An 18460-nucleotide genomic window follows, 5' to 3' on the forward strand; every position below is an offset into this window, starting at 1 on the left:
GGTGCCGGTGCGATCCGGTAGGATCGTCGGCGCCGACTCACCTGGTTGGGCGAAGCCGGTAGGACTTGTCGTCCGGGCCGTGAAACTGAGAGAAAGCTTACGCCTGCCACACCGAAATAAGATTGCTAATATTGCTTACAAAATTACCAATTGCGCAATTTACCGCCAAAGGAGCACTATTTATCGCAATCAAATGATGAGCCAGTTAAAAAATGGACAAACTCGACCGTTATGACCTGAACATTCTCGCCGAATTGCAGCGCAACGCTGCCCTGTCCAACCAGGAGCTTGCCGAACGCATCGGCCTGTCGCCTTCACCTTGCTCGCGCCGGGTCAAGCAGTTGGAAGACGACGGCTACATCACCGGCCAGGTGGCGCTGCTCGACCGCAAGAAGCTTGGTCTGAGCCTGACCGCCTACGTGCTGATCGGTATGGATCGCCACACACCGGAACGCTTCGAGCACTTTCAGGACGAGATTCGCAAATGCCCGGAAGTGCTGGAATGCTGCCTGGTCACCGGGATGGACGCCGACTACCAGCTCAAGGTGGTGGTGCCGGACATGGATCATTACCAGAAGCTGCTGCTGGGCACGCTGACCCGTATCGACGGCGTTTCCAGCGTACGTTCGAGCTTCGTGCTGCAGCAGATTCTCTCCAGTACGCAGTTACCGTTGCAGCACCTGCGCGACTGAAAGTCGCAGGGTGAAGTGGATCATGCCGCGCTCTAAGTCAGGGCGCGTATAATTCCAGCCTTGCGTTTTCCGTCCGAATCACGAGGCAGCATGGAAACCGAACAATTTGAAGCCCTGATGATGTACGTCCTGGTGGGCGGCCTGATGCTGTTCATGTTCTTCATCATCTGGGATCTTGCGAAGAAGTCCAAGGCTGGCCGCCTTGGCACCGCCATCCTGTTCCTTGGCCTGGGCCTGTGCCTGTTCGCCTTCCTCGCCAAGCCGATCATCACCTACATCATCGAGACCGCGCGCGGCATTCACGGCTGATCCGACCAGCCGACGCGATACCTCCGATCGATACCAGGCCGCCGCAAACGCGGCCTGCAGCCCACTCAAGGAGTGACACATGAGCGCCGCCAATCTGGTGATGCAGAGCTATGGACGCTGCTGCGCCAGCCCGGATTTCTTCGACAGTTTCTACCGCCACTTCCTCGCCAGCTCGCCGCTGATTCGCGAGAAGTTCGTCGACACCGACATGAGCGCGCAGAAGCAGCTGCTGCGTCAGGGCATCCTCAACCTGGTGATGCACGCCCGCGGCATGCCCGACACCAAGCTGCGCGCCCTTGGCGAATCACACTCGCGTCATCACCTGGACATTCGTCCCGAGCTGTACGACCTGTGGCTCGACGCGCTGCTGCTGACCATCGGCGAACACGACAAGGAATGTGATGCCGATGTGCGCCAGGCCTGGCGTGAAGTGCTGAACAAAGGTATCGCCGTGATCAAGGCCGGTTATTGATCCAGGTCATGTTCGCCAGCGCCTCGGTGCTGCGACAAAACGTCCGCTGCGCGGTGCACCTTACTGATCACTGCGGCCGCCGCCGTTCTCCACCTATACCCGCCCAGCGACGACACGGGAACAATCGGCATGCCCCTGGTGCGCGCGGCGCGCCCTACAGGGACACCGCCGGCCGTAGGGTGCGCCGTGCGCACCAACTGCGCCTGCAATGACGCGCCCTATGGCAATAACGCCGGAACCTCACGCCATTGCCCGGGCTGCAAGCCGTCCAGCCGCCAGGGGCCGATGGCCACGCGCACCAGGCGCAAGGTTGGCAAGCCGACAGCGGCAGTCATGCGCCGTACCTGACGGTTGCGCCCCTCACGGATCACCAACTCCAGCCAGGCCGTCGGCACGCTCTTGCGAAAGCGTACCGGCGGGTTGCGTTCCCACAGCTCGGGCTCGTCCAGCCGCCGCGCCTCGGCCGGCAGGGTTGGGCCGTCATTGAGCGTCACCCCCTCACGCAACTGCTGCAATTGCGCCTCGCTCGGTTCGCCTTCCACCTGCACCCAATAGGTCTTCGGCAACTTGTGTTTTGGGTCGGCGATACGCGCCTGCAGACGACCATCGTTGGTCAGCAGCAGCAAGCCTTCGCTGTCACGATCCAGACGCCCGGCCGGGTAGACGCCAGGCACCTCGACGAAATCCTTGAGGGTGGCGCGCCCCTGCTCATCGTTGAACTGAGTAAGCACGTCGAACGGCTTGTTCAGGATCAGCAGGCGCGGCTGCGCGGGCGGCGCCTTGGCCACGCGGCGTGGGGCGGCAGGACGGCGATTGGCGGGAAGACGAGGGCGTGACATGCAACGGGCTTCGATGAAAATGAGCTGCGCAGTGTAACCCACGATAAGCGGCACTGATGGTGCTTCCACGTCCTGCCAGAGCGGCTAAGCTGCTGGTTCACCCCCTGCGATCAGGTGCCACCAATGAGCAACAACGACGAACTCGCCACCTTCACTGGCTGGGCCGCCACGGCGCCCAAGGCGCCACTGGAGCGCCTGAGCTACGACCCCGGCCCGCTCGGCGCCGAAGAGGTGGAAGTGGCGGTGGAATATTGCGGCATCTGCCACTCCGACCAGTCGATGATCGATAACGAATGGGGCAATGCGCGCTACCCCTTCATCCCCGGACATGAGGTGGTCGGCACCATCGTCCGTCTCGGCGAGCAGGCACGCGGCCTCAAGCTGGGCCAGCGCGTCGGCATCGGCTGGTACAAGGGCAGTTGCATGCATTGCGGCTCGTGCATGGAGGGTTCGCACCAGTTGTGCCGCTCGGTGAAGCCAACCATCGTTGGCAGTCACGGCGGTTTCGCCGATCGCTTGCGTTCGCACTGGGCCTGGGCCATGCCGCTGCCCGAAGGCCTCGACCCGGCACTGGTCGGCCCGCTGTTCTGCGCCGGCTCCACGGTATTCAGCCCGCTGCTGGAATTCGACATCAAACCGACCGACCGCGTCGGCGTGGTCGGCATCGGCGGCCTCGGCCACCTGGCGCTGCGCTTTCTCAACGCCTGGGGCTGCGAGGTGACGGCCTTCACCTCGTCGCTGAGCAAGCAGGACGAAGCCAAACGCCTGGGTGCACACAAGGTGGTGGCCTCCACCGACAGCGCGGCGATGAAGGCGATTGCCGGCAGCCTGGATTTCCTCCTGGTCACCGCCAGCGCGGACCTCGACTGGATTGCCCTGCTCGGCACCCTGCGCGGCAAGGGCCGCCTGCACTTCGTCGGTATCGTGCCCAGCGCCATCCCGGTGCATGTGTTCAACCTGATCCCACAGCAGAAGAGCCTGTCCGGCTCGCCGGTAGGCTCGCCATCGAGTATGGCGACCATGCTCGAGTTCTGCGCACGACACCAGATCCTGCCGCAGGTCGAACACTTCCCCATGAGCCAGGTGAACGCGGCCATCGACCACCTGCGCAGCGGCAAGGCGCGCTATCGCGTGGTGCTGGACGCCAGCAAATGACAGTACGGGCGCAGAGCTGGCATGCTCTGCGCCCTGTTTGATCTTCGATGCTTACTGACATGCCGCTGACTCTCGACACACCCACCGACACCGAACTGCCCACCCTGGTGGAAATCTGGGAGGCCGCCGTGCGCGCCACCCATCACTTCCTGCCGGAAAGCGACCTGCAGGTGATCAAGCCCTTGCTGCGCGAGCAGTATTTCCCAGCCGTGCATCTGACCTGTGCGCGCGATGGGTCGGGGCGAATACTGGGTTTTCTCGGTACCAGCGAAGACATGGTGGAAATGCTCTTCGTCGACCCGGCCTGCCACGGCCAAGGCGTGGGCAAACGGCTGATGCGCCATGCCATCGACACGCTGGGCGCCACCCGGGTCGATGTCAACGAGCAGAACCCGCAGGCTGTGGGTTTCTACCAGCATCTGGGTTTCGTCGTGACCGACCGCTCACGCCTGGACGGTGGCGGCCGCCCCTTCCCGATCCTGCATATGCAACTCACAACCCCGTAGGGCGGCACGAGACGCCAACCGCTCATGGCGCCAACATGTAGGGCGGGCTCAGGAGCGCCAGCGAACAGCCCGCCGCCCCATGCAAACGCAGGCACCGCACACGAGCCCAAAACGCTCTCGGCGACTCATTGCCAACTCCAGCTCCACCAACACGACGGCGTACTGCTTCCGAGCGGCCGGCGTCCCGGTACGCCCTACAGCGCTAAACAGGCCAAGCCGCCACGATCCCTTCCAATGCCCGCTTGAGTTCGACCCGACTGGCTGCCGCCGCGAGGCTGATGCGCACGGCATTTCCTGGATTGGCCTCCACCGCGAACACCTCGGCCGGCACCACCTCCACACCGTTCTGCCGACAAGCCTCAGCCAGGCCTGCCGGCGCGTCAGCGTCCAGCCACAGGTGTGGTGCCACCGCCCTACCCTGCGGCATGCGCGGCCCGAGCACGCGCGCGGCTAGACGCCAGCGTTGTTGCAACTCGTCGATCTGCCAGGCCAGGCGCTGTTCGGCAATGCCGCTTTCGATCCATTCGCAGCCCAGTGCCAGACTCAGCGGCGTCACGGCCCAGCGCGTGGCCTGGGCCTCGGGATCGATGCGTTCGAGCAGCTCCGGCGCGCCTGCGATAAAGCCCAGGCGCAATCCGGGCGCGACGCTCTTGGACAGGCTGCTGATCAACAGGCAACGCTCGGGAAGCTGCACCGCCAGTGGCGCCTCGCTGCCGAGCACGCCGTAGACATCATCCTCGATGATCCACAAGCCACGGCGCCGCGCCACCTCGGCGATGGCCGCGCGCCGTTCGGCGTCCAGACTGGCGCCGGTGGGGTTCTGCAGACAGGGCGTGAACACCGCCACACGCGCCCCGGTGGCACGGGCCAGGCGGTCGAGGTCATCGGGCAGGATGCCGTGCTCGTCCATCGCCACGCCGTGCAGCGGCAGGCGCAACTGGCGCGCGGCCGCCTTGATACCCGGCGCGGTGTAGCGCTCCACCAGGATCGGCTCGCCCGCTTCGCACAGCGCCAGCAGCGCGGCCGACACACCCTGCTGGGCACCGGCGCAGAGCAGCAGGCCGCCCGGCGCCAGTTCCAGGCCGCGTCGACGCAGCCAGGTCACGCCGGCCAAGTGCGCACGCTCGACCAGTGCCGCTGACGGGTAGGCCTGCAACGCGTCCAGCTCGCCACGTGCAGCCAGCGCAGCGAGGCTGGCGGACAGGTCACGGTTGTCCGGATCATGCACTGGCACGTTGGTCGACAGGTCGATCAAATCGCCCTGCGCGGTCGGTTGCTTGAGCCGGAACAGGCTCGCTTCGCGGCTGCCGGCCAGCACGTAGGTGCCGCGCCCAACCTCGCCAGAGACCAGGTGCCGACGCGCGGCCTCACGGTAGGCGAGCATCACCGTGCTCGGGTTGATGCCCAGCGTCCAGGCCAGGCGTCGCTGCGGCGGCAGGCGCTCGCCGGGCTTGAGTTCACCACGTCCGATGGCCGAGGCAATGGCTTCGACCAATGCCAGGTATGTCGGTAAGGCGCTGTCTTGAAGGTCAGGAAGCCACATTGCTTGCCATGCAATATAAAGATTTACCCATACAATGTACCGCACTAGCATCCAGGTCAACACCACTCGGAGTGCCTGTCATGTTCGACCTCGCCCAACTGCGCCAGAGCGCTGAACTGGTTCACCGCCACATGGCGCCCACGCCGCAACTGGCCTGGCCGTTGCTTGCCCAGCGCCTGAGCTGCGAGGTCTGGGTCAAGCACGAGAATCACGCCCCGACCGCTGCCTTCAAGGTGCGCGGCGGGCTGGTCTATATCGACGCCCTGCTGCGTCGCGAACCGCAGGTATGCGGGTTGGTCACAGCGACCCGCGGCAACCACGGCCAGAGCCTGGCACTGGCGGCACGCGCGGCCGGCCTGGCGATTCGCATCCTGGTGCCGCATGGCAACGCTCGCGAGAAGAACGCAGCGATGCGCGCCCTCGGTGCCGAGGTGATCGAACATGGCCGCGACTTCGACGAAGCCCGCGCCGAAGCCGCGCGCATCGCCGAACGCGACGGTCTGCACTGGGTGCCGTCACTACACGAGGATCTGGTGCGCGGCGTGGCCACCTACGCCCTGGAACTGCTGGAGGCGGTACCGAACCTGCGCCGGGTGTATGTGCCCATCGGCCTCGGCTCGGGCATCTGCGGGATGATCCGCACCCGCGACCTGCTTGGTCTCGACACCGAGATCGTCGGCGTGGTCGCCAGCGGCGCCGACGCCTATTCGCGGAGTTTCGAGCAGGGCCGCCTGGTGCAGACCGAACGCGCCGATACGCTGGCCGACGGCATGGCCTGCCGCCAGCCGCAGGAATTGGCGCTGGACATGATCCGCGCCGGCGTATCGCGCATCGTGCGAGTCGACGATGAGGAAATTCGCGCCGCCATCCGCACCTATCACGAGGACACCCACAACCTCGCCGAAGGTGCCGGCGCAGCCGCGTTGGCTGCGCTGATGCAGGAGCGTGAACTCAATGCCGGCCAGCGCGTGGCCGTGGTACTCAGCGGCGCTAACATCGACCGCGCAGCGCTGGCCGAACTGCTGCGTGACGAGGCGCCGGTCGCGGCCTGACTCAGGCTTGCGGCAGAGGCTCGGCAGGCAAACGTCCAGGCGTCTGCCGTAACCAGCGCGACACGCCCCACTCTGCCGCGATCAGCGCCAGTAAGAGTCCGAGTTGGATCAGCAGCGCGATATAAAGCGGCTTGAAGACGTGACCGATCTGCTGCTTGAGCAGCCCCAGCAGAAACTCGGCGCGAAACAGCTGCTCGATACGGGCATCCAGCACCTGATTCAGCACCTTCTCGTTGAAGCCGCTGTAACGGGCGGTTTTCTCTACAGCCATCTCGCCAATCGCCTTGCCCAGCAAACTGGCACGCAGTCGGTCGAGCAGGTCGAAGGCGATACGCTCGGTGGTCGATGCCTCGGCACGCTCGGCAGCCTCCAGCAGCCGCTCGCTGCGCAGGTAATCCAGCGCCAACTGATTGAGCAGCGCCTGCACGCTGACATCCTGCACCGCCAATAACCCTTGCGCCTCCTGCGCCTCGACATAGGCCTGAAAGTCGCTCCAGATATCGTCGGCCAGTTCCTGCACCAAGGGCGCATAGCTATCGAGATGGCGATTGATCTGCTGCTGGCTGCCATACAACAGTCCACCCTGAAAGCCGAGGAAACCTCCTGCCAGCGGCAACAGTAGAAAGTAGAGTTTGAGCAGCCAGTGGTGCCAGCGGTTGTTACGTGCCAGCCAGCCCAATCGGTGCAGCTTGACGGTCAGCAGCAGGCCAGCCACAACACCGAGACTGAGGGCCAGGCCGGTGTAGAGGAAAAGACTGAAAAAGCTGAAGGGTTCCCACAGCGCCGTGAGCAGCAGACGTGCCTGTTCCATGTGTATCGCCTCGTTCATCCATGACGGGCGCGAGTGTAAACCAGAATGCCGCGGGGTAACGCCAAGGCGTGACCGGACTGTGCGTCAGGCCACGCCCTGCTTATCAGCGGAACGGCGGCTCATCGAAGCTGCGCAACTTACGCGAGTGCAGCGAGTTGAGCTGGCTGCGCATCAGCTCCAGCGCGGCGATGCCGATATGCAGGTGCTGGGTCACAGCGCGCTCGTAGAAAGCACCGGCCGCGCCGGGCAGCTTGATCTCGCTGTGCAGCGGTTTGTCCGACACGCACAGCAGCGTGCCGTAGGGCACCCGCAGGCGATAGCCTTGCGCGGCGATGGTGCCGCTTTCCATGTCCACCGCCACCGCACGCGACAGGTTGATCAACGGCCGCTCCTGGGCCCAGCGCAGCTCCCAGTTGCGGTCGTCGTAGGTCAACACGGTGCCGGTGCGCAGGCGCTTCTTCAACTCGTCGCCCTGCTCGCCGGTGACCAGTTTGGCGGCCTCCTGTAGCGCCTGCTGTACTTCGGCCAGCGCCGGCAGCGGGATATGCGGCGGCAGCACGCGGTCGAGAATGCCGTCGCGGCGCATATAGGCGTGGGCCAGCACGTAGTCGCCGATGGTCTGCGACTGACGCAGGCCGCCGCAATGGCCGATCATCAACCAGCAATGCGGACGCAGCACGGCGAGGTGGTCGGTGATGTTCTTGGCGTTGGATGGGCCGACACCGATATTGACCAGGGTGACACCGTGGCCGTCCTCGGCCTGCAGGTGGTAGGCCGGCATCTGGTAGCGGTGCCAGACCACGTTCTCGATGATCGCCTGCATCTCGCCTTCGGCCATGCCGCGCTCGACCACCACGTTGCCCGGCAGCACCATACGGGTGAAGCGCGAGTCGCCCACCAGCATGTCCAAGCCGTGGCGGATGAACTGATCGACATAGCGGTGATAGTTGGTCAGCAGGATCCACGGCTGCACATGGCGCCAGTCGCTGCCGGTGTAGTGCTGGATGCGCTTGAGCGAGAAGTCGGTACGCGCCGCGTCGAACAGTGCCAGCGGCAGCGGATCGATGTTCTCCCAGTCGTACAGGCCATCGGCGGTGCCGTCGGTGGCGGCGGACAGGTCGGTGCTGGGGAATACGCGCGCCAGCTCGGCGGCGGTCACGCCACTGCCGGCCAGCTCATCGCCGCCCTCGACCACGTACGGGTAAGGAATGTTCTGCTGGCTGCGGCCGACTTCCACACGCAGGGTGAAGTCGTTCATCAGCGGGCGTAGCTGCTCCAGCAGGTATTTACGGAAGGCCGCCGGCTGGGTCACGGTGATGGCGTAGGTGCCCGGTACCTGCACCTTGGCGTAGGCGCGCACGGTGGTCGGCACCTCGCCCTGGCACAGGTAGGTCAGGCGCAATTCGGGGTAGCGGAACAGGCAGTGCTCGCTGGCATCGGGACGGATGCGTTCCTTGAGGTAGCGCTTGAGCGCGTGGCCCAGGGCGCCAGTGGCCTCCTGGTGCAACGCGGCGAGGCGATCGACCGCCTCTTCGGGAGTGAGGGCAACGATGAAATCATCTGAGCAGGCTTTCACTGTGCATCTTCCTGACTGAACGTACGCGCCTATCTTGCCTGCATACGGTGACGAAAACATAGCGCGACAGGACTCACCACCCGACGGCCGAGACTAGACTTGGAGCTACTCGTCGGAGGTCATTACCATGCTTCGTCCAATCCTTCTGCTGCTGGCCGTCGTTTCCTGCTTCAGCGTTCAGGCTGGTGAGCTGGACGGTCACTACCAGGCCACGCTAGACGGCCAGCCGACCGTGCTGATTCTGCGCCAGCAGGGCAATCAGATTGAGGGGCAATACGTTGAGAATCAGACCCTACGCCTGAATCTGAAGGGCCACTACGATGGACAGGTGCTGCGCGCCGAGATCAGCGATCCACAGTCCGGCCTGCTGCTGGCCAACATGAACGCCACCTATGCCAACGCCATGCTCAACACCAGCATTGCAGCTCGCAACCCACGCAATGGCGAGGTACTGGAACGTCAGGCGCTATTCCAGCGCGAAGCAGCAGCAATGCCGTCCGCAGCAGGCGTTCAGGATTCGGCACTGGTCGGCACTTGGGTACACGAGAAGATCATCAATAGCGGCGGCGCCAATTTCGCCTCGTTCAACACCGTGATAACCCTGCAGTTGAACGCCGATGGCAGCGTCACGCAGTGGAGCCGCTCGGCCGGCGGCGGCAGCGACTGGAGCTACGACAGCCCTGGCGAGGTGCAGTACAGCGGCCACTGGCGCAGCCAGGACGGCATGCTGATGGTGCGCCTGGCAGGCGCCGCCGATTATCAACCCGCCGCCTACTACCGCTTCAGCGACCAGTACCTGGTCACCGAGAGCAATACCGGCAAGATGATCTGGCAGCGCCGCCGCTAAGCGACTGGGTCAGGCTGCCTGGTGCAGGCGCACGTTGAACAGCGGCCCCTGGCTGAAGCGCGACAACGCCTTGGCACCGGCCAGCACGCCCAGGTCGATAAGCGGCTCGATCAGGATCACGCTCATGTAGGCCAGGCCGAAGCTGCCCACGGCTGCCAGGTTTTCGCTGGAGAAACCGTGACCGTAGAAGGCCCAGAACGCGACCCAAGCGACGATGCCACCCTGGTAGGCAGTCGACAGCGCCAGTGCCTGCTTGTAGGAAAGATCGACGTAGGCGGTACCCGGCGCAACGATGCGCTTGGCCAGCAGGCTGATGCCCCACAACGGGATAAGCAGCGTGGTGACGTTCATGCCGTACTGCGGCAGGTCGAACTGAGCGAATAGCAGCCCCTGCAGCAGCAAACCAGCCGCCAGACCGATGGCTGCTGCACCGGCACCGAACAGCAACAACAGGGTAGAACCGAGGATCAGATGCACCTCGGAAACACCCACCGGGTGATGCGGGAAGACTTCGAAGAAGCAGAACACCAGGGCGGTGGTCAGCAGGCTGCGCAACACCAGGGCGGCGACACCGCCGTTGTTGCGTACGCTGTCCAGGGCGAGTTTGGCGGTCAGACCGAAAGCGGTGACGGCCGTTGCGTAGCTGAGGAGGATCTTGGCGCCTTCGACGACACCGGGTTCGATATGCATGCGAGTTCCTTGTTCGCGCCCACCGCGCGACGATTCGGATGAAGGTTGGGCGAAACGCCCGTTGTCGATGGCAGGTCTCCTGGCTCACGGCTTGGCACTCCGCCCGCCTTCCCGACCGGAGTCAGTGGCATGAGGGCATCGTTCGCCGCTTACAGTTGCGGGGGCAGCCAGGGCATTGGCGAGATTCGCCGCACCCTGTTCCCTTTTCATCCGCGCCACATGCGTGCACGCAGAACCATCGAGCGCAAGATTACTCGCCTGCCCTGCTAAAAAACAGCGTGCCAGACAATCCGCTTTCAGCCCTCGTTCAGGCCGGCAACGTCACCACCGCCATGGTCACCGAAGCCTTGCTGTACAGGCGCTTCTGGCCGCCCTCCTCGCCGAACACCTCGGCCTCGACCACCGTGGCCTGGCGCCCGGCCTTGAGTACTTCGGCGCGGCAGAACAGGCGTGCACTGCGCGCCGGACGCAGCAGGTTGACCTTGAACTCCAGGGTCAGCACCGTCTGCCCCTCGGCCACCAGCGTCGCAGCGGCGGCACCGGCAGCATGATCGGCCAGAGTGGTCTGCACACCAGCATGGATGAAACCGTTCTGCTGCAGGTGGCGGAGCTGGATATCCAGCTCCGCCTCGACCCAACCCGGGCCGCAGTCGGTGGCGCGAATGCCCAGGTCATTGATGAAGTTGGCATCGGCGAAGCCTCGCTCGACCAACTCCCGATAACGCGGATGGGCGTGCATGGCGAACCTCCGATCAGGCCAGGTGAGGCGTGCTGCGTGCCAGCAGTGCCTCGACGTCGACACCACGCGGCAAGGTGCCGTAGACCCGGCCACGGCCCTCCAGGCGGCTGGCGATAAAGGCATCGGAGACGGTGGCGTTGCCCGCCTCCAGCAGCAGCTTGGCCTGCAGCGCCACGGCCATATCCTCGGTGAGCTGGCGCGCGCGGTACTGGATATCGGCGGTATCGGCAAAATCGGCTTTCAGACGCTGAATATGTGCCTTCAGACGAGCATCGCCATGGCCATCGCCCAGCTCGGCGAACAGCGCATCGAGTACGCCCGGTTCCTTGGACAAAGCGCGTAGCACGTCCAAACACTGCACGTTACCCGAACCTTCCCAGATCGAGTTGACCGGCGCTTCGCGATACAGACGCGGCAGGATGGTTTCCTCGACGTAACCGGCGCCGCCCATGCACTCGCTCGCCTCGTAGATCATTTCCGGCGCGCGTTTGCAGATCCAGTACTTGCCCACGGCAGTGACCAGGCGGGCGAACTTGTCTTCCTGCTCGTCATGCTGCTGGTCGAGCGCACGCCCCATGCGCATGCACAGCGCCAGCGCGGCTTCGCTTTCCAGCGCCAGATCGGCGAGTACGTTCTGCATCAGCGGCTGGTCGGCGAGCCGCTTGCCGCCCACCTGACGGTGTGCGCAGTGGTGCGCGGCCTGGGTCAGGGCCTGGCGCATCAGGCTACTGGAGCCGACCATGCAGTCGAAGCGGGTCATGGCCACCATCTCGATGATGGTCGGCACGCCGCGCCCTTCCTCGCCGAGCATCCAGGCGAAGGCGCCACGGTATTCCACCTCGCTGGAGGCGTTGGCCCAGTTGCCCAGCTTGTTCTTCAGGCGCTGGATATAGAACTGGTTGCGCGTGCCGTCCGGGCGATGACGCGGCAGCAGGAAGCACGACAAGCCCTTGTCGGTGTAAGCCAGGGTGAGGAAGGCATCGCACATCGGCGCCGAGCAGAACCATTTATGGCCGACCAGCTCGTAACCCTGCCCCGGCCCGCCGAGACCGATGGGATAAGCGCGGGTGGTGTTGGCGCGCACGTCGGTGCCGCCCTGCTTCTCGGTCATGGCCATGCCAATGGTGACACCAGCCTTCTGTTCCATCGGCAAGTTGCGCGGGTCGTACTCGGTCGCGAGGATCTTCGGCAGCCATTGCTCGGCGACGTTGGGCTGCAAGCGAATGGCCGGCACGGCGGCGAAGGTCATGGTCAATGGGCAGCCGCTCGCTGCTTCGGCCTGGCTGTGCATATAGGTCAAGCCGGCACGGGCGACATGCGCGCCAGCGCGTGGGTCTGTCCAGGGCAGTGACGGCAGACCATGCTCGACGGCCGTGCGCATCAACTCGTGATAGGCCGGGTGAAACTCCACCAGATCGATGCGGTTGCCATAGCGGTCATGGCTCTTGAACACCGGCTTGTTCTCGTTGGCGAGAAAGCCGGCCTGCATCAATGCACCGCCGGCCAGTGCGCCATAAGCGCTCAGGCGCTCGTCCGCCCAACCACCGTCGTAGCGACGAATCCATTCCTGCAACGGTAGATCGAGGCGATAGAGGTTGGCGCCGTCCAGGCTCGGCACCTGGTTGAACACCTCATGGGTTTCGGCATGCAGGCTAGGTTTCATCGCGAAGGCTCCTCGGCGCCGACGGCGCGCAGGCAGAAAGTGGCAAGGCTGGCGCTGACCTGCGCCAGCTCCAAGGTGGGTTGGCCCGCTTCACGAGCGGCACGAGCGGGCGGCGACAGCGGCCCGATGAGGGATTCAGCGATTGCCCCCACCAGACAGGCCGCAACCAGGCCGATCTGCTCGACCCGAAATTCGCCGGCGCGGACACCTTCTTCCAGAAGCTCGATGAACAACTCGGCATAGGCTTCGCGATAGAGCAGGCGCTGCTCATCGACCTCCGGGTCGACCGGTTCGGCGATCAAGGCGAAGGCCAGGCGGCGGCTATGCCAGGCGCGGGCGGCGAACTGCTCCAGGCCAGTACGCAGACGCTCGGCAGCACTACCAGAGCCGCGCAATGCCATGGCCAGAGCGTCGACCTCCCGCTGGCTGGCGGCGGCGAAGACTTCGGCGGCCAGTTCACCCTTGCTGCGAAAGTGGCGGTACAGGCTGCCAGTAGCGATGCCGACATCCTCGGCCAGTGCCTGCATCGTCAGCGCCGCGAAACCACCCGCGCTGACGCGCTGCAAGGCGCAAGCAAGGATACGCTCGCGCAGCGCCTGGTCACGGTCGAGTCGAGCTTCGGTGATGCGGTAGGCCATGGTCTGAATCCTGATTCACCCGTATTTAGTGAATCAGGATTCAGACCATCACTAAAGGGACGATCCGGCCAAAACTGCGGCCGAAGAAGCGCCGAGAGCGTGCGATTGCCTCAAAGCCAGATGTATCTGTCATTTGTCAGGGCTCAAGCTTTGAAGCGTCTCCCTAGCATCTGGACATTTTCTGTACAGCGGCGCATAGTCCCCGCGCCTGCATGGGAGCAGGCTCAACCGAGGATCACCGTATGAGCAAGAAAGCCGCAAAGCGGCCGAACAAGGCCAAATCCATCGTCGCCCAGCCACTGTTCCGTTCCCGCCAGGAGCGACCGCAGAAAGGCAAAGGCAGTTACCGCCGCGAAGCCTCCCACAATTGGGAGGCTTCTTGCTTTATGGGCCACGTAAACACGCTGATAGCCCTGTCTACAGCACGGGCATGCTAAGGTAGCGACCTGCTAAACGCTTTGAGATAGACATGCCACCTCAGCTACCTCGCCGCACTCTGGCCCTGCTCCCTATCCTCCTGCTGGCAGCCTGCGCTCAGGCTCCCGCTGAAAGCCTGCCGGCGACACCCAGCCCCGCCGTCACGCAGACGACGCCCACGGCTCCAGCGCCAAGCTTCTCCGAATGGCAGCAAGCATTGCGCAATGAAGCGCTGGCCAATGGCATCGATGCTGCCGTGTTCGACCGAGCATTTGCCGGCATCAGCCCTGACCCGGCCGTACTCAAGGCCGACAGTAGCCAACCAGAATTCACCCGACCGGTGTGGGAATACCTTGATGGCGCCGTGTCCTCCAGCCGTATCGGCCGCGGGCGTGTTCTGCTGGCGCAGCACAACAGCGTGCTACAGCGCATCGAGCAACAGTACGGGGTAGAAGCCCGCATACTGGTGGCGATCTGGGGCCTGGAAAGCAACTTCGGCAGCAACATTGGCAGCCACAGTGTGATCCGTTCGCTGTCCACGCTGGCTTTCGAAGGCCGTCGTCAGGCCTTCTGGCGCACCCAGCTGCTGGCCGCCCTGCAGATTCTGCAGCATGGTGACATCCCCAGCGATCGCATGATCGGTTCCTGGGCCGGCGCCATGGGCCAGACCCAGTTCATGCCCACCACCTACAACCAGCACGCCGTCGATTTCGATGGCGATGGCAAGCGCGACCTGTGGAGTTCCTCCAGCGATGCCCTGGCCTCTGCCGCTCATTACCTGCAATCCTCGGGCTGGCAGCGCGGCCAACCCTGGGGTTTCGAAGTACGTCTACCGGCAGGCTTCGACTACTCTCTGGCCGACCCGGAGCAACGCCGCACCCTGACCGAATGGGCCGAGCTTGGCGTGCGTCCGCTGTCGCCTACCGGTGCCGCCGCCAATGCTCGCGCCAACCTGTCGCTGCCTGCCGGTCACCGCGGCCCGGCATTCCTCTTGCTGGACAACTTCCGCAGCATCCTCAAGTACAACAACTCCACCTCCTATGCCCTGGCCATCGGTCTGCTCGCCGACAACCTGGTGCGCCCAACGACAGTTCAGGGAAGCTGGCCACGTGACGAGCACCAATTAGGCCGCAGCGAGCGTATCGAGCTGCAGGAGCTGCTGACCGTGAATGGTTTCGATCCCGGCCCTGCCGACGGCATCATCGGCGCCAACACACGCAAGGCCATTCGCGCCCTGCAATTGCAGCTGAACTGGCCGGCGGACGGCTACCCCACCCAACAACTGCTGCAGCAGCTGCGCGGCCGCTGACCGCTCTGCCGTAGGCTGCGCCGCGCGCACCGCGGCACCCTGGGGGCCAGCTTTGTCGACAAGCGGCCCCGGCGCCTGCATACACCTTCTGTGATAGACTGCCGGGCGGCCACAAGCCCCCGCCAATGGAGCCTCTACCGGAGTCCAGATTTCCGATGTCAGACACGTCCTCGCCTAAAACCGTTGCCAGCGGCGAAAAATTTCGCACTGCTCAGGGCATCACTGCGATCAAGGACGGCCAGAAGCGCCGTGCCTCGGCCGAACCCCAGGTCTTCGAACCCAAGCCCAAGTGGCTGCGGGTAAAAGCCCCTGGCGGCAGCCGCTTCGAAGCAGTCAAACGCAACGTCGGCGAACATCGCCTGAGCACCGTGTGCCAGGAATCGCATTGCCCGAACATGGGCGAGTGCTGGTCCAACGGCACGGCCACCATCATGCTGATGGGTTCGGTGTGCACCCGTGCATGCCGTTTCTGCGCCGTGGACACCGGCAACCCCAATGGCTGGCTGGATCTGGAAGAGCCGCAGAACACCGCCAAGTCGGTGGAGCTGATGGCGCTGCGCTATATCGTGCTGACCTCGGTGGATCGCGACGACCTCGAGGACGGCGGCGCGGGCCACTATGCAGCCTGCGTACGAGCGATCAAGGAAAACACGCCGCAGGTAGTGGTCGAGGCCCTGACGCCCGACTTCGACGGCGATCATCAAGCTATCGAGCGCGTGGTGGACTCTGGCCTCGAAGTCTTCGCACAGAACGTCGAAACCGTTAAGCGCCTGACCCATGTCGTGCGTGATCCACGCGCCGGCTACGAAAAGACGCTGAACGTGCTGGCCCACGCCAAGCGCCACCGCCCGCAGGTGCTGACCAAGACCAGCTTGATGCTGGGCCTGGGTGAAACAGACGAGGAAATCCTGGAAACCATGGATGACCTGCGCGCCATCGGTGTGGACATCCTCACCCTCGGCCAATACCTGCAACCAACGCGTAACCACCTGAAGGTGCAGCGCTGGGTCAGCCCGGAAGAGTTCAACCGCTTGCGCGACATCGGCCTGGAAAAGGGTTTCATGGAGGTCGCGGCGGGCCCGCTGGTGCGCTCAAGCTACCGTGCTGACCGCGTGTTCGAGAAGAACAACCTGGGCCTTGCAGCCCCGGTACCGGTGCCTGGCCAGGACATCAACAGCAGCCTGATCCCGGCGCTGAATCTGAACTGACCCTCACCGTCAGGCACAAAAAAACGGGGCTATATGCCCCGTTTTTTCGTTCGCCGTTATCACCAGACCTGGCTGGCGAGAACGGCATTGCAGTAACTCAGATCGCGCCGCGCTGACGCAGCAGATCCAGCACCGCCTTCACGCCCTCTTCGACCGACTGCGACTGGGTATCGATCACCAGATCGGCGTCCAGCGGCACATCATAGGGGAAACCTTCACCAGGAATGTTGTCGCCACCGGCGGCATACAAACCCTGCGGATCGCGCTCGGCGCAGATCTGCGGCGAAGCCTGCACGTAGACAGTGATCAGACGCTCGTTACCGATCAACGCCTTGGCCTGCTCGCGTCCCTCGGCATCTGGAGCGACGAACGCGGCCAGAGTCAGCAAGCCGGCTTCGTTGAACTGACGCGCCACATGGGCGGCACGACGCCAGTTCTCGGTACGCCCGGCACGATCCTGCGGCAGCCCTTTGTTCAGGTCGTGGCGCAGGTTCTGGCCATCGAGCACGTACACGGCGCGGCCCATGTCGAACAGCTTGCGCTCGACGGCATAAGCCAGAGTGCTCTTGCCCGCACCGGACAGGCCGGAGAACAGCACGGTAGCCGGCTGCTGGCCAAAACGCAGGGAGCGCTCCTCGGTGGACACATGAGCCAGGCGACCATGCTGACCGCCGCCATGAGTGACCGGATCGGCGATGATCATGCCCGCACCGACGGTGCCATTGGTCAGGCGATCGATAACGATGAAGGCACCCGTGGTGCGGTTGTATTCATAGCCATCCAGTGCGATCGATGCATCCAGCGCGACCTTGACCCGACCGATCTCGTTGAGTTTCAGCTCACTGGCGGCGCCCTGCTCCAGAGTATTCACATCCACGCGGTGAACGATGCTGGGGATCGAACCAGGCACGTAGCTGGTAGCGCGCTTGATGTCGTACTTCTTGCCCGGCAGCATCGGCTCTTCGCCCATCCACACCAGCATCGCTTCGAAACCATCGGTGACCTGCGGACGGTTGTCGGCATGAACCAGCATGTCGCCACGCGACACATCGATCTCGTCCTCAAGGGTCAGGGTGACCGCCTGACCCGGGCCGGCCTGCTCCAGTTCGCCTTCGAAAGTGACGATGGACTTGACCCGACTGCTCTTGCCCGAGGGCAGTGCCACGACTTCATCGCCCTTGCGCACGATACCGCTGGCCAGAGTGCCGGCGAAGCCACGGAAGTTGAGGTTCGGCCGATTGACGTACTGCACCGGGAAGCGCAGGTCATCGAAATTGCGATCACCGGAAACCTCGACTGTCTCGAGGATCTCCATCAGCGACTGGCCGGTGTACCAGGGCGAGCGCTCGGACTTGTTGACCACGTTGTCACCCTTGAGCGCTGACATCGGCACGAACTCTAGGGTGGTCGGACGCAGGTTGATCTTCTCGGCGAACGCCAGGTATTCAGCCTTGATCTGCTCGAAAACGGCCTGATCGAAGTTCTTCAGATCCATCTTGTTGATGGCGACGACGATGTGCTTGATGCCCAGCAAGGAGGCAATGAAGCTGTGTCGGCGAGTCTGGGTCTGCACACCGTAACGCGCATCGATGAGGATGATCGCCAGGTCGCAGGTCGAAGCACCAGTGGCCATGTTGCGCGTGTACTGCTCATGGCCGGGGGTGTCGGCGATGATGAACTTGCGTTTGGCGGTGGAGAAGTAGCGGTAGGCCACGTCGATGGTGATGCCTTGCTCGCGCTCGGCCTGCAGACCGTCGACCAGCAGCGCTAGATCCACTTCGTCACCGGTGGTGCCGACCTTCTTGGAATCCTTGGTGATAGCCTCCAGGTGATCTTCGTAGATCATCTTGGAGTCGTGCAGCAAACGGCCGATCAGCGTGCTCTTGCCGTCGTCGACGTTGCCGCAGGTGAGAAAGCGCAGCAGCTCTTTACGTTCGTGCTGGGCCAGGTACGCGAGGATGTCCTCGCTGATCAAATCGGATTGATGACTCATG

The 18460-nt window shown here is 63.9% G+C and carries 18 protein-coding genes, 1 pseudogene and 1 riboswitch; of the genes and pseudogenes, 10 read left to right on the forward strand and 9 right to left on the reverse strand.

The genetic code is table 11. From position 1 onward, the window contains the following. Positions 1 to 212: 212 nt before the first annotated feature. From HS968_RS21155 to HS968_RS21165, 3 genes are all read left to right on the forward strand, one after another. Entirely contained in the window at positions 213 to 692 is a 480-nt protein-coding gene (locus HS968_RS21155) for an Lrp/AsnC family transcriptional regulator (protein ID WP_004424680.1), read from the forward strand. 90 nt (positions 693 to 782) lie between these two features. Next, positions 783 to 1001: a DUF2788 domain-containing protein gene (locus HS968_RS21160; protein WP_003240295.1), complete on the forward strand. Its 219-nt coding sequence runs from the start codon at positions 783 to 785 to the stop codon at positions 999 to 1001. 79 nt (positions 1002 to 1080) lie between these two features. Continuing rightward, on the forward strand, positions 1081 to 1473 hold the full coding sequence (locus tag HS968_RS21165) for a globin domain-containing protein (protein ID WP_182368562.1): 393 nt from the start codon (positions 1081 to 1083) through the stop codon (positions 1471 to 1473). Positions 1474 to 1691: 218 nt separating this feature from the next. Here HS968_RS21165 and HS968_RS21170 read toward each other — a convergent pair whose 3' ends face one another. After that, positions 1692 to 2261: a pseudouridine synthase gene (locus tag HS968_RS21170; protein ID WP_182371667.1), complete on the reverse strand. Its 570-nt coding sequence runs from the start codon at positions 2259 to 2261 to the stop codon at positions 1692 to 1694. Between the two features lie 174 nt (positions 2262 to 2435). Between HS968_RS21170 and ahr the strand changes: the two genes are divergently transcribed. Together ahr and HS968_RS21180 are read left to right on the forward strand one after the other, a co-directional pair. Then, positions 2436 to 3467: an NADPH-dependent aldehyde reductase Ahr gene (gene ahr, locus HS968_RS21175; RefSeq protein ID WP_179622548.1), complete on the forward strand. Its 1032-nt coding sequence runs from the start codon at positions 2436 to 2438 to the stop codon at positions 3465 to 3467. A gap of 59 nt (positions 3468 to 3526) precedes the next feature. Beyond that, positions 3527 to 3973 (forward strand): acetyltransferase, encoded by a 447-nt coding sequence (locus tag HS968_RS21180; protein WP_182368563.1) that lies wholly within the window; start codon positions 3527 to 3529, stop codon positions 3971 to 3973. 202 nt (positions 3974 to 4175) lie between these two features. Here HS968_RS21180 and HS968_RS21185 read toward each other — a convergent pair whose 3' ends face one another. Next, entirely contained in the window at positions 4176 to 5516 is a 1341-nt protein-coding gene (locus tag HS968_RS21185) for an aminotransferase-like domain-containing protein (protein WP_182368565.1), read from the reverse strand. Between the two features lie 80 nt (positions 5517 to 5596). Here HS968_RS21185 and HS968_RS21190 point away from each other — a divergent pair, with 80 nt between their 5' ends. Next, positions 5597 to 6568, forward strand: a complete 972-nt coding sequence (locus HS968_RS21190; RefSeq protein ID WP_119694538.1) for a threonine dehydratase — start codon at positions 5597 to 5599, stop codon at positions 6566 to 6568. Position 6569: 1 nt separating this feature from the next. Here the strand turns inward: HS968_RS21190 and HS968_RS21195 are convergent, their stop codons facing one another. Next, positions 6570 to 7379 carry a hypothetical protein gene (locus HS968_RS21195; RefSeq protein WP_182368566.1) on the reverse strand — a complete coding sequence of 270 codons (810 nt, stop codon included), beginning with the start codon at positions 7377 to 7379 and terminating at the stop codon, positions 6570 to 6572. Positions 7380 to 7482: 103 nt separating this feature from the next. Beyond that, the gene (amn, locus tag HS968_RS21200) at positions 7483 to 9015 is read right to left on the reverse strand and encodes an AMP nucleosidase (RefSeq protein WP_182368567.1); all 1533 of its coding nucleotides are present in this window, start codon (positions 9013 to 9015) and stop codon (positions 7483 to 7485) included. Between the two features lie 67 nt (positions 9016 to 9082). Here amn and HS968_RS21205 point away from each other — a divergent pair, with 67 nt between their 5' ends. Next, positions 9083 to 9802, forward strand: coding sequence for a hypothetical protein (locus tag HS968_RS21205; protein ID WP_182368568.1), 720 nt, complete (start codon positions 9083 to 9085; stop codon positions 9800 to 9802). Positions 9803 to 9811: 9 nt separating this feature from the next. Here the strand turns inward: HS968_RS21205 and HS968_RS21210 are convergent, their stop codons facing one another. The 4 genes from HS968_RS21210 to HS968_RS21225 all read right to left on the reverse strand — a co-directional run bounded on the left by HS968_RS21210 (position 9812) and on the right by HS968_RS21225 (position 13532). Further along, complete coding sequence (locus HS968_RS21210; protein WP_182368569.1) at positions 9812 to 10492, reverse strand: energy-coupling factor ABC transporter permease; 681 nt, start codon at positions 10490 to 10492, stop codon at positions 9812 to 9814. Positions 10493 to 10544: 52 nt separating this feature from the next. Then, a riboswitch (cobalamin riboswitch) is annotated at positions 10545 to 10747 on the reverse strand. A 52-nt stretch (positions 10748 to 10799) separates the two neighbouring features. Further along, positions 10800 to 11231, reverse strand: a complete 432-nt coding sequence (locus tag HS968_RS21215; protein WP_182368571.1) for a PaaI family thioesterase — start codon at positions 11229 to 11231, stop codon at positions 10800 to 10802. Positions 11232 to 11244: 13 nt separating this feature from the next. Then, a complete protein-coding gene (locus HS968_RS21220) occupies positions 11245 to 12894 on the reverse strand; it encodes an acyl-CoA dehydrogenase family protein (RefSeq protein ID WP_182368572.1) in 1650 nt (549 codons plus the stop codon). After that, positions 12891 to 13532: a TetR/AcrR family transcriptional regulator gene (locus tag HS968_RS21225; protein ID WP_182368573.1), complete on the reverse strand. Its 642-nt coding sequence runs from the start codon at positions 13530 to 13532 to the stop codon at positions 12891 to 12893. The genes HS968_RS21220 and HS968_RS21225 overlap by 4 nt, the downstream gene beginning before the upstream one ends. A 242-nt stretch (positions 13533 to 13774) precedes the next feature. Between HS968_RS21225 and arfA the strand changes: the two are divergent. The 3 genes and pseudogenes from arfA to lipA all read left to right on the forward strand — a co-directional run. Then, a pseudogene (arfA, locus tag HS968_RS21230) lies at positions 13775 to 13921 on the forward strand (alternative ribosome rescue factor ArfA); the annotation flags it as partial. A gap of 80 nt (positions 13922 to 14001) precedes the next feature. Further along, positions 14002 to 15258, forward strand: a complete 1257-nt coding sequence (locus HS968_RS21235; RefSeq protein WP_182368575.1) for a lytic murein transglycosylase — start codon at positions 14002 to 14004, stop codon at positions 15256 to 15258. A 155-nt stretch (positions 15259 to 15413) separates the two neighbouring features. Next, positions 15414 to 16466 carry a lipoyl synthase gene (gene lipA, locus HS968_RS21240; protein WP_182368576.1) on the forward strand — a complete coding sequence of 351 codons (1053 nt, stop codon included), beginning with the start codon at positions 15414 to 15416 and terminating at the stop codon, positions 16464 to 16466. Positions 16467 to 16563: 97 nt separating this feature from the next. Here the strand turns inward: lipA and cysN are convergent, their stop codons facing one another. Next, positions 16564 to 18459: a sulfate adenylyltransferase subunit CysN gene (cysN, locus tag HS968_RS21245; protein WP_182368577.1), complete on the reverse strand. Its 1896-nt coding sequence runs from the start codon at positions 18457 to 18459 to the stop codon at positions 16564 to 16566. Between the last annotated feature and the right edge of the window lies 1 nt (position 18460).

Origin of the sequence: Pseudomonas berkeleyensis (assembly GCF_014109765.1) — a bacterium.
Classification (GTDB): domain Bacteria; phylum Pseudomonadota; class Gammaproteobacteria; order Pseudomonadales; family Pseudomonadaceae; genus Aquipseudomonas; species Aquipseudomonas berkeleyensis.